Origin of the sequence: Acinetobacter sp. 226-1, assembly GCF_030329325.1 — a bacterium.
Taxonomy (GTDB): Bacteria; Pseudomonadota; Gammaproteobacteria; order Pseudomonadales; family Moraxellaceae; genus Acinetobacter; species Acinetobacter sichuanensis.
The window spans coordinates 57,782-69,592 of sequence record NZ_JACANU010000002.1 but is presented as its reverse complement, the minus strand read 5'-3'; the positions used below and the strand labels follow the sequence as shown (position 1 = coordinate 69,592).

11 protein-coding genes, 1 tRNA gene and 1 other RNA gene are annotated in these 11,811 nt (G+C 37.9%); 10 read left to right on the top strand and 3 right to left on the bottom strand.

Annotated features, from left to right (window positions below; translation table 11 throughout):
• From HX124_RS03770 to panD, 5 genes are all read left to right on the top strand, one after another.
• Positions 1–75 (top strand) — tRNA-Gln (locus HX124_RS03770).
• Between the two features lie 37 nt (positions 76–112).
• Positions 113–1,066 (top strand): ribose-phosphate pyrophosphokinase, encoded by a 954-nt coding sequence (locus tag HX124_RS03765; protein ID WP_107006955.1) that lies wholly within the window; start codon positions 113–115, stop codon positions 1,064–1,066.
• Positions 1,067–1,163: 97 nt separating this feature from the next.
• Positions 1,164–1,460, top strand: a complete 297-nt coding sequence (gene rplY, locus HX124_RS03760) for a 50S ribosomal protein L25 (protein WP_107006954.1) — start codon at positions 1,164–1,166, stop codon at positions 1,458–1,460.
• Positions 1,461–1,480: 20 nt separating this feature from the next.
• Positions 1,481–2,059, top strand: coding sequence for an aminoacyl-tRNA hydrolase (pth, locus tag HX124_RS03755; RefSeq protein ID WP_107006953.1), 579 nt, complete (start codon positions 1,481–1,483; stop codon positions 2,057–2,059).
• 149 nt (positions 2,060–2,208) lie between these two features.
• Positions 2,209–2,589, top strand: coding sequence for an aspartate 1-decarboxylase (gene panD, locus HX124_RS03750; RefSeq protein ID WP_004722504.1), 381 nt, complete (start codon positions 2,209–2,211; stop codon positions 2,587–2,589).
• Between the two features lie 228 nt (positions 2,590–2,817).
• On the opposite strand, the gene HX124_RS03745 is transcribed toward panD, so the two are convergent.
• Positions 2,818–4,071: an acyl-CoA dehydrogenase family protein gene (locus HX124_RS03745; protein ID WP_286382005.1), complete on the bottom strand. Its 1,254-nt coding sequence runs from the start codon at positions 4,069–4,071 to the stop codon at positions 2,818–2,820.
• A 13-nt stretch (positions 4,072–4,084) separates the two neighbouring features.
• Positions 4,085–5,335, bottom strand: coding sequence for an SfnB family sulfur acquisition oxidoreductase (locus tag HX124_RS03740; protein WP_107006951.1), 1,251 nt, complete (start codon positions 5,333–5,335; stop codon positions 4,085–4,087).
• 300 nt (positions 5,336–5,635) lie between these two features.
• On the opposite strand from HX124_RS03740, the gene HX124_RS03735 reads away from it, so the two are divergent.
• Positions 5,636–7,015 (top strand): LLM class flavin-dependent oxidoreductase, encoded by a 1,380-nt coding sequence (locus tag HX124_RS03735; protein WP_286382004.1) that lies wholly within the window; start codon positions 5,636–5,638, stop codon positions 7,013–7,015.
• Positions 7,016–7,093: 78 nt separating this feature from the next.
• Here the strand turns inward: HX124_RS03735 and glpK are convergent, their stop codons facing one another.
• Positions 7,094–8,575, bottom strand: a complete 1,482-nt coding sequence (glpK, locus tag HX124_RS03730) for a glycerol kinase GlpK (RefSeq protein WP_286382003.1) — start codon at positions 8,573–8,575, stop codon at positions 7,094–7,096.
• Between the two features lie 131 nt (positions 8,576–8,706).
• Between glpK and ssrA the strand changes: the two genes are divergently transcribed.
• The 4 genes from ssrA (at position 8,707) to HX124_RS03710 (ending at position 11,810) form a co-directional block, all read left to right on the top strand.
• Positions 8,707–9,065: a transfer-messenger RNA gene (ssrA, locus tag HX124_RS03725) on the top strand.
• Between the two features lie 180 nt (positions 9,066–9,245).
• Positions 9,246–10,475, top strand: coding sequence for a tyrosine-type recombinase/integrase (locus tag HX124_RS03720; protein ID WP_286382002.1), 1,230 nt, complete (start codon positions 9,246–9,248; stop codon positions 10,473–10,475).
• Positions 10,476–10,625: 150 nt separating this feature from the next.
• The gene (locus tag HX124_RS03715) at positions 10,626–11,471 is read left to right on the top strand and encodes a hypothetical protein (RefSeq protein WP_286382001.1); all 846 of its coding nucleotides are present in this window, start codon (positions 10,626–10,628) and stop codon (positions 11,469–11,471) included.
• 117 nt (positions 11,472–11,588) lie between these two features.
• Positions 11,589–11,810, top strand: coding sequence for a transcriptional regulator (locus tag HX124_RS03710; RefSeq protein ID WP_286382000.1), 222 nt, complete (start codon positions 11,589–11,591; stop codon positions 11,808–11,810).
• Position 11,811: the final 1 nt, after the last annotated feature.

Here is an 11,811-nt window from a genome sequence, read left to right as displayed (position 1 = left end):
AGGGGCGTCGCCAAGTGGTAAGGCACCGGGTTTTGATCTCGGCATCCGTTGGTTCGAATCCAGCCGCCCCTGCCATCTATTTTCAAATTTTGCCAACCGCCAAGGGTGCTTCATGCCCAATCTTGTCGTTTTTAGTGGATCAGCGCATCCGCAATTCGCCCAAAAAGTCGTAAGCCATTTGCATATCCCACTGGGAGCTGCTGCCGTAGGTAAATTTTCTGATGGTGAAATCACTGTCGAAATTACTGAAAATGTGCGTGGTAAAGACGTATTTATCGTACAGCCTACTTGTGCCCCAACCAATGACAACCTTATGGAAATCTTGGTTATGGCTGATGCTTTGCGTCGTGCAAGTGCTGGTCGTATCACTGCCGTGATTCCTTACTTCGGTTACGCTCGTCAAGACCGTCGTCCTCGTTCTACACGTGTTCCAATTACTGCAAAAGTTGTTGCAGATATGCTGACAACAGTTGGGATTGACCGTGTGGTGATGATCGACTTGCATGCTGACCAAATCCAAGGTTTCTTCGATATTCCTGTAGATAACATCTACGGTACACCTGCGTTACTTGCTGACTTACGTCAACAACAGCATCACAACTTAATGGTGGTTTCACCTGACGTTGGTGGTGTGGTTCGTGCACGTGCAGTTGCAAAACAAATGGGTGATATTGATCTTGCAATCATCGATAAACGTCGTCAAAAAGCGAATGAATCACAAGTGATGCATTTGATTGGTGATGTGAAAGACCGTGATTGTGTGATTGTCGATGATATGGTCGATACAGCAGGTACATTGTGTAAAGCTGCTGATGCACTCAAAACTTTTGGTGCTCGTAAAGTGGTTGCTTACGCAACTCATCCAGTACTTTCTGGTAAAGCACTTGAAAATTTAAGTAAATCTGTGATTGATGAATTGGTTGTTACTGACACCATTCCACTTTCTGAAGAAGCTTTAAAACTTGGTAAGATTCGCCAAGTTTCAGTAGCAAGTATGGTTGCTGAAACAATTCGTCGTATTAACAACGAAGAATCTATTAGCGCAATGTTTGATTCTTATCTATAATAGCGCGAAATTTTCAAAGCCCTGCCCTTTGGTGGGGCTTTCTATCACTGGACTGGTCGAAAGTTCAGTCAATTAAACTTAAATAGGATGTCTAATCATGGCAAACTTCGTATTAAATGCAGTAGCACGTGAAGAAGCAGTTCAAGGGAAAGGTTCGAGCCGCCGCCTTCGTCATCAAGCTAAAGTTCCAGCGATCATCTACGGTGGTGCTGCTGAGCCTGTAGCAGTTACTTTAGAACTTCGTGAGCTTGTTAAAGCTTTAGAAAGCAATGCTTTCTTTGAAGAAGTTGTTGAAATCAACATCGAAGGTAAAGTTGAAAGCGTTAAAATCCAAGCGTTACAACGTCACCCTGCTAAAAACACGCCAATGCACGCTGACTTCAAACGCGCATAAGTGTTAAATGGTGTAAATGAGTGAGTAAACTTTCACTGATTGTCGGTTTGGGTAATCCAGGTTCTGAGTATGCCCAAACCCGCCATAATGCTGGCTTCTGGTTCGTAGAACGCCTTGCAGAACAATATGGCATTCAACTCAAAGCTGATCCTAAATATAAAGGAATCAGTGGTCGTGGTAACATTGAAGGTCAAGACGTTCGTCTGTTATTACCAACAACCTTTATGAACCTTGTCGGTCAAAGTGTTGTACCTTTCGCCAAATTTTACCAAATCAAACCTGAAGAAATTTTAATCGCACATGATGAATTGGATATGGATCCAGGTATCATTCGCTTAAAAACAGGTGGTGGTCACGGTGGTCACAATGGTTTACGTGATATCGTCCCACATATTGGTGCAAACTTTCATCGCTTACGTATTGGTATCGGTCATCCCGGCTCAAAAGAAAAAGTTTCTGGGCATGTCTTAGGTCGTGCACCAAGTAGTGAGCAAAATTTAATGGATGATGCACTGCATCATGCTTTAAGTAAGGCTAAACTTTTAGTCAATGGTGAGATTCAACAAGCAATGAATCAAATCAATGCATATAAACCTTGATTTCCATTTATTAAAATAAAGCTTTGTTAAACAATTTTTCTTGCTATGTGGTTATTTTAAGAGCAAAATGCGCTTTCGAAAGTATCCCATTGTAAAGGTTATTGTTTAATTACATATAACTGTCGTAGGACAACTAGGAGACGCAAGCCATGCTATCTCGTTTATTAAAAGCTAAAATCCACCGTTGTGTCGTTACACAAGCAGAATTACATTATGAAGGTTCTTGTGCAATCGATGGCATTCTTTTAGATTTAGCTGGTATCCGCGAATATGAAGAAATTCATATGTGGAATGTCACCAATGGTAAGCGCTTCACAACTTATGCGATTCGTGGTGAAGAAGGTTCAGGCATTATTTCAGTTAATGGCGGTGCTGCACTTCAAGCTGATGTTGGTGATTTAATGATTATCGCAACATTTGGTGACTTTACCAATGCAGAAGCAGATGCACATAAACCACGTCTTGTATATGCAAATCCAGACAATACAGTCAATCACACAGCGAACTGTATTCCTGTACAAGTTGCTTAAACTAAAAATACTCATCTAGAATTGAATTCAACCCGCCCAAATTAGCGGGTTTTATTTTTTCGTTTCATTGTTGCTTTTTAGACTTATCTTGGCATTTTAAACTGTGAAATTTCCATCTTTTCATTCTCAGTTTTATGCTTATTTTATAACGCCACTTTTTAGATGATCACCATAAAAATAAGAGCCTTCATTGTAAAATGAAAGCTCCAAGCTAGCCAAGTATAAATATCAAGCAGAAATATGTTTTGCCAATGGGCTATTTCCGATCTGCCAAACAAAAGGTAAAGGTGTTTGATTTACCAACCAATCCCCAATCACTTTTTCTTTATAAATAAGTGGATTATGTGAAGAAACTACACGTGCATTACGCCAAAAACGGTCTAATTGTTTTGCTGTTGTACTTGCAGATGCGCCCAAAGCATTAAATAAAGATGTAGTTAAATCTAAAACCAAATCTGCAATCACCACCTGCCCTTGTGATGACTCTAGCTCAGCTGCATTGTTGGCTTTTTGATCTGAAATATCATTATTTTGAAAATGACTCAAATATGCAGTATCCAAAGTTTCTGCTGCTGTTAATGCAATAGATTGACTTGCAAAAGCTTGTGCAGATGCTTTACCAATCACTTGTAAAACTTGTGGATCATGACGAACCAGATCTGCATTGCCATGACTAAAAATACGAGTCCGTTGGCGAACTTCCTCTGAAAAAGTTTCAACTGCACTCAATGCAATACCTGCCAAAGTGGCTAAATGAAAGACTTGATAATAGGCTGTTTGATATTTAAAACGCTGTTCAAATGACAAAATATGATCACGCTCAATCGGAACTTGATTAATTTTGAGTGAGCCACTGCCCGTGGTTTTTTGCCCAAATCCATCCCAATCATCTGTTATCAAAATACCCTGATCATGTGTCGATACAGCCGCAATCACATGTTGGTCTAAGGTTTCATCATAAGCAAAAAGGTCGATCCAATCTGAAAAAATAGTCCCTGTTGAATAGAATTTTTCACCATTTACCACTAACTTACCTTGTTGATTTTGTGAAACACGTGTAATGACATCGCCAATTTCAACTTTACCAATTTCAGTCCATGCATTCCCCACCAAATCACCTTGTACAAAACGCTTAAACCAAATTTCTTGGGAAAAATCTCTATGGGCAACCAAACGATCCTCCACAAAAGCAAAATGCCCACGCAATGCTTGTACAATATTTGAGTCAGCCGTTGCTAATTTGATCAGTAGCTGAAATAACTGACGTTGAGATAAACCTTCACCGCCATATTGTACAGGGACACGCACAGCCCCAAAGCCTGCATGCTTCAACCACTCAATTTGCTCGGTTGGTAAAATACGGTTTTTTTCTCGCTCTAAAACACCCTCTGCAATTTTAGAAAAAATTGGGCGAAACTTTTGGGCAACTTGCTCATAGTTTCCACCCAAAGAAAGCTCATGATTTTGTGTAAATGTTGTCATTGTTATTCTCCTATTAGCTCCAAGCATGACGTGGTGGTGGAATATCATTTAAATAATAATTGCCTACGATATTTAATTTCCAACGTACAGGATCATGCAAAGTATGTGTTCTTGCGTTGCGCCAATGACGGTCTAAATTTAATTCTGACAAAGTAGAACGTGTACCTGAAAGTTCAAATAATTTATTGGCTGCCAATAACGCAATTTCGGTGGTTAATACTTTTGCTTCAGCATTTAACAAAGTTGCTTCATTAACATGATGCTCAGAAGGTTCGGCTAAAGCCGCATCTATTGCCAATGCAGCTAAGTCTAAAACAGCTTCAGCAGCACGGAGTTTTATTTTTAATTCGCCAATATTGGCAATGGTATAAGGATCATCTGTCGCTTTTTCTAAACCAGAATCAATCCAAGGGCGAGTATATTGGCGTACATAATCAATGGTTTCTTGAATTGCACCACGTGCAATGCCCGCATCAACTGCGGCTTGAATAAACTGAGAAATAGCACCTGCCGCAGTATGACGTTCAAAGGCTTGATAAATTGGAACAATATTTTCCAAATCAACTTTTACATGATCTAGAGTGACAGAACCACTCACCGTTGTTCGCTGTCCAAAACCACTCCAATCATTGCTAATGGTTAAACCTTCACGATGTTGTGGAATTAAAGCGGCAAAAGGTTTCCCTTCAGAACTCACAGCGACCACAGGAATCCAATGCGCTAAAAGTGCACCTGTTGCAAAAAATTTCTGCCCCGTTACTACAGCATGATCCTCCTTAAATTCAATTGTTGTGGTTAAATCTGCAACAGTTTTCGAACTTTTTTCTGAAAATGCATTACCTAAACGATGTCCTTGTAGCACTTGATCAAAGAAAAAAGCTTGCTGTTCAAGTGTTGCATCTAAACGAATATGTTCAACAAAAGCCCAATGATTTTGGGCGATTTGCCCCAATGAAGAGTCAGCACTCGAAATCGTTTTCACAACTTCAGCAAGCGTTTTATAACTCACACCTGCCCCACCAAATTGCTTAGGAATGGTAATTCCCCATAAACCAGACTGTGAATATTTTTCAATTTCGATTAAGGGTAAACGCCGTTCGTGGTCTCGAATTGCTGCTTCTTTTTTAAATTCTTGCGCCAAATTTTGAGCAATTTGGATTGCCTCAGCATCATTTTGAATGATATGCGCTTTATTTTTTAATAAATAAAATTCTTTTGGAATATTTTCTGCTGAATTTAATTGGATATTAATCTTTGCTGTCATTTAGATTTCCCTAGTTTGATTTTCTATATTCAAACTAGCACCAATATTATTATTCACTTATATATTAAGATGAAAAGCAATTCATTTTAAATAGAATAAAAAAATTAAAAATAATAAATATTCAATTAATAATCAAAATCTTAAACAAAAAAATTATTTTATTTATGAATAAAAAGATTAACTGATATCATTTACAAGTATTTTCATAAGTAAAAAAACAGATTTATATCTCAGCTTTAAATATAAAATAATGCATTTATTTTTTATAAGATAAAAATATCCACTAAGATTTTTATTATTATGACCAAACAAATCCGCTTTAATGCTTTTGAAATGAATTGTGTTGCTCATCAATCACCTGGTTTATGGCGACATCCGCTTGATCGTTCTACAGAGTATAAAGATCTAGAATATTGGACTGATTTAGCTAAAATTTTAGAACGCGGTAAATTCGATGGTATTTTTCTTGCCGACGTTTTAGGCATTTATGATGTTTATCATGGCAATGCTCAACATGCGCTAACAGGTGCGGTACAAGTTCCAGTCAATGATCCCTTACAAATTGTGCCTGCAATGGCAGCCGTAACCAAACACTTAGGCTTTGGTGTAACAACATCCATTTCATTTGAACATCCCTATCCTTTTGCAAGAAGGATGAGTACTTTAGATCACCTGACCAAAGGACGTGCAGGTTGGAATATTGTCACCTCTTATTTAGAAAGTGGTTCGAAAAATCTTGGTTTAAAAACTCAAGTTACACATGATAATCGCTATGATATCGCTGATGAATATTTAGAAGTTTTATATAAGCTTTGGGAAGGTTCATGGGAAAATGATGCCGTAATACGTGATAAAAAGCGTGGTGTTTTTGCCGATTTCAATAAAGTTCATCCCATTGAACATGAAGGGCAATATTTTACAGTCCCAGGCATTCATATTTGTGAACCATCACCACAGCGCACACCTGTTTTATATCAAGCAGGTGCTTCTCATCGTGGTCAAAGTTTTGCAAGTCAAAATGCTGAATGTGTATTTATTTCTGCACCCACCAAAACTGCGGTTAAACAACTTGTACAAGGCATTCGTTCCAAACTGGTCGAAGAAGGTCGAGACCCAAAATCCGTTTTAATTTATACCATGCTTTCTATTGTTGTTGATGAAACTGATGCTAAAGCTCAAAGTAAATTTGAAGAATATCAAAGCTATGGCAGTTATGATGGTGGACTAACGCTGGTTTCTGGCTGGTCAGGCGTAGATTTTTCTCAATATCAATCAACTGATCAAGTTGAATATATTGAAACCAATGCGATTCAGTCTTTATTAAATTCTTATGTTAAAGCTGACCCAAATCGAGTTTGGACGATTGAAGAAATCGCGAAGTGGACAAGTGTGGGCGGCAATGGACCTGTTATTGTCGGTGCTGCTCATACTGTGGCAGATCGGTTACAGGAATGGGTTGAAGATACAGACATTGATGGATTTAATTTAGCTTATATCTTAGCGCATCAAACTTTTGAAGATGTGGTGGAATATATTGTTCCTGAACTACAAAAACGTGGCGTCTATCAAAAAGATTATCGTGAAGGAACTTTACGTGAAAAACTTTTTGGGCGTGGGGCGTATTTACCAGAAGAACACCGAGGCGCTTCATTTCGCTTTGAAGCGCTCAATACCATTTAAATCCAAGATCTAAAAAGATGCTGTAAATAATCAGCATCTTTTTTAGGTTGATGAATGAAATACGTGCCTGTAAATCAGTTAATGACTTTTTGCTCTTTGCAAAGCATCATTCCATTGTTGTAAATGGAACTGTCGTTTATCTTCTTGCATATTGGGTTCAAACGCTCGGTCTAATTGCCAAGACTCAGATATTTCATTTAGATTTGAAAATACCCCCATTTTCAAACCTGCCATCGCTGCTGCACCCCAAGCCGTTGACTCTAAAAGTTTAGGGCGCAGTACAGGAACATTTAAAATGTCTGCTTGAAATTGCATGAGCATATCATTTTGACTTGCACCGCCATCTACACGCAGCTCTTTTAATGGTTGTGAAATATCAGATTGCATGGCAGTCAGTACATCTGAAACTTGAAATGCGATGGATTCTAAAGCTGCTCGTGCAATATGAGATTTATTTGTACCTCGTGACATACCACAAAGTAAAGCACGCGCCTCACTATCCCAATGTGGCGCACCTAAACCCGTAAATGCAGGAACCAATACAACACCATCGGTATCTTTCACCTTACACGCCAATTTTTCGACTTCAGTACTATTTCGGATAATGCCTAAACCATCTCTAAGCCATTGCACAATCGCACCTGCCATAAACACACTGCCTTCAAGTGCATAATTCGACTGATTTTGGCAGCGCCATGCTAATGTACTTAATAATTGATTTTGACTGTATTGAATGTCATGACCTGTATTAAACAGCATAAAACAGCCTGTGCCATAGGTATTTTTTGCTGTTCCGACTTCAAAACATGACTGACCAAATAATGCAGATTGCTGGTCTCCTAAAATACCTGCAATCGGAATCTCAGCACCCAATAAACCTGCTGCTGTATTGGAAATATATTGATCTGAATCAATAATTTTAGGTAAAACTGATTGTGGAATATTAAACAACTCAATCAGTTCATCATCCCATTGCTGACTTTTTAAATTCATCAACATTGTTCGAGATGCATTACTGGCTTCAATGACATGTTCTGAACCTTGCGTTAAGTTCCAAATCAGCCAGCTATCAATCGTACCAAAAGCCACATGTCCTTGCTCTGCAAGTGTTCTGAGTCCATCAATATTTTCCAATAACCATACTAATTTTCCAGCACTAAAATAAGGATCTATTCTTAAACCTGTTTTATCTTGTATTTTTTCTAAATAGTTTTTTTGTAGTAAGTCATTACACCACTCTACTGCCCGCCGATCTTGCCACACAATTGCAGGAGCTAAAGCTCGACCTGTGCGTTTATCCCAAATCACCGTTGTTTCACGTTGATTTGTTACACCTAAAGCTTTGACATCCTTGGCTAATAATCGCGCAGATGCGATTGCTTGTTGTACCACAGCAATTTGAGTCGTCCAAATTTCTTGCGCATCTTGCTCTACCCAACCTGATTTAGGGGTCTTGATTTGTATTTCACGTTGTGCAGTTGCATGGATTTTTCCATGCTCATCAAAAATAATTGCTCTACTAGAGGTTGTTCCTTGATCAAGTGCGAGTAAATAGCTCATCTTTTTTGTTTTTGACCCTTGAAAAATACTCATATTAACGCAATGATGTAAGCAATTGCATCATTTCACTTAAATGTCGTAAATTCACTGCGTAATTTTCAACATTTATGTTATGATTGCATTGTTATCTAGGGGATGTTTTTGGCTTCGACGCTGATGATGAAGCTCATAGATGCATGCCGAGAGCGCATTTTCTCTCGTAAATCAAATTTGCATATTTTAGTCGCAAACGACGAATCTTACGCTCTAGCTGCCTAAGGGCAGTTTGTCCGCTTCACTGAATACTTGTGGTCAGTGAACCCGACCGAAGCGCACGCACACAAGTCCGTATAAAGTCAAGCCTCGGGGCTTTATACCAAACTTAGAGGATCGCGGCTTGTACCCTGTTCGTTGGGTCACTTGTCGTTAAAATAATTAACGATATCTAAGCATGTAGTATTCTCGAGTGTAGTGTTGGCGGACGCGGGTTCAACTCCCGCCATCTCCACCAAATACCTTCCAAAACATGGCAAAACATGCCAAGTTTTAAAGACAAAAGGCTTGATTCTAAAGGGATTAAGCCTTTTTTCTTGCCTAAACATAACCAAACATAACTAGCTATAGTGTTGCTTTCCATGTATCCCCTTGTGTATCCTTTGAGAAATATTGAACTCAAGGGATACACGGATAAATGAAAAGATCAGAAATAAAACGCCGTCCTTTGTCTGATACTGTAATTGCCAATCTTGAACCTGAATTAAAAGAGTATCGGGAACTCGATGGCAATGGTTTATACATTCGTGTCAAAACTGATGGTAATAAGTCATGGCAACTTCGATATAAAAAGCCTGATGGTAAGTGGTCATGGCTAGGTTTAGGTGGCTATCCTGAAATCAGTGGACAATTAGCACGTAAGAAAGCCAAAGAACTTTTGGATGATGTATCTAAGGGTGAAAATCCAATCATTTCAAAACAAGAACGTAAACGCCAAGAGTTAGAACAGAATAATGCTACTTTTGAATTATTGGCTAGAGAATGGTTAGACACCAAAGTAAATACTTGGGTGAATGACACCATGACCCGAAATAAAGGCGCATTGGAAAAGCATATATTCCCAGTTTTTGGCAAACGCTTGTATACCACGATCAAGCCGATTGAATGGATGAATCATTTACAAGGTATCCAACAGAAGCAAGGCATTTATGAACAGGTCAACCGAGTTCGGGCAATGTGCCGAGATATTTATGATTATGCAAAGGTCACTGGTCGTATTGACTACAATCCTTTAGAGGGTATTCAAAAGTATTTGCAACAAGGTAAAAAAGAAAACATGGCGCATGTCAGTGAACAGGAATTACCGACATTGATCAGAGCCATTAATAACTACCCTACGATGGACGTAAGAATCGGTTTACAGCTTTTGGCAATGTTGTTTTGTCGTCCAAGTGAATTAAGACAAGCAAAATGGGATGAGTTCAACTTTGATCATGCTATATGGAATATCCCTGAAGAACGTATGAAGAAACGCCGTGAGCATGTTGTGCCTTTATCAAAACAAGCCGTTGCCATTCTGCAAGAATTAAAAACGTATGAAACCAATTCTGAGTTTTTATTTCCAAGTAGATCAGACAAGAGTAAACCTAAATCAGATACCGTTTTCATTATGGCTTTGCGCCGTATGGGATATGAGGGACGACAAACTCCACATGGCTTTAGGCACATTGCAAGTACCCTTTTAAATAATCGTGGTTTTGATGAGCGTCATATTGAAGCTGCATTGGCACACGTAAAGGATGGTGTAGCGGGTGTTTATAACAAGGCTCAGTATTTAGAGGACAGAGCCAATATGATGCAATGGTATGCCAATTATTTGGAAGAAATTGCAGATCAAAGCATTACCCAGTTTAAGAAAGCTAAGTGACAACTTATGTCGCACAATATACCAAAGTATGCACAGTTATAATTAAATATCATTTATATTCAGTTTGCTAAGTCTAGGTTTGCTCCCGAAAGTCGAATACCCAATTCGATTGACTTAGCCATTTTATTGGGAAGCTGTGGGAGGCTTAAATTGAACGGTATAGGAAAATCAGGTTTTTATGTTTCAGAAGAACATATTGAAACATTATTTGTCGAATATGAAGAAACCTTTCAAGAAATACAGAAAGAAATTGATTTTTTCAAGAATCAATATAAACAAGCTATTATTGAACTTAGACCCGAAGCCTTAGAAGAAGAAAAGGAACAGCTATATAGCGATGCAATCAATGCCTATAACCCTGAAATAGATTTCTGTAAATATTTGATAGGTGTACAAATAACAAATATAAAAAACGATCTAAACCGAGATTTAATACATTATCTCGGTGATAGTTTTGAGTATTTCTCAATAATGCATGAAAGTATGTTTGATGCAGATAATCCGCTAGAACAATCTAAAGAAGCTATAAAAAAAATAACAAAAATGAAAACCTCTTATGTTTTTGAAAATCAACCTCTTATTGAGATAGAGTTAACTATCAGAGTACTACATGCTTTGCATGTTTTAAAGGAGATTGAAAATGGGCTTAATCATGAAACAAAAAAACCATTATACGAACTCCAGCTATTAGTAAATTATTTCACTAAGTTAATCCCAAATTTTAACGATATTGAATACTATAAATCCACTTTAGCATTATCAAATAAACACAGACAAACAATAAATAGAGAAAGTAATGAAAAAGAACTTAAAGAAAAAGCTTTAGATCTTTTCAAAATTGGACACCCAACACAAAATAGAAAATGGAAAAACAGAACTGAATTTAAAAACTATTTTTTAGTAACCCATAATTCATCTGTAAAGAATGAAAAAGAATGGGTAAAAGATGCAACTCTAAATAGGTGGATTAAAGAATTTTTTTCAATTGAAAAATAAGTCTAGCTAGAAGAAATATGAATTTGCTAGCAAATCACTGAAAGTACTAGCAATCAATTTTTAATAAATCATTACTTATTAAATACTGCCCATATCTTTTCATATATGGGCATTTTTATGACTATCCAACCAATCCGAGTTCAATTTAAAACAGCTTGCCAAATCCTAGACATTAGCCGTGAATCATTACGTCACTTAGTCCGCACAGATAAAACATTTCCCCAAGCAATCAAAACAGGTGAAACAAAACAAGCCCCTGTCTATTTTGACTATGCTCAATTGATCGAATGGCATAAGAACCAAATGCAAAGCCTAACCAATGCAGAATTGGAGGCTTAAA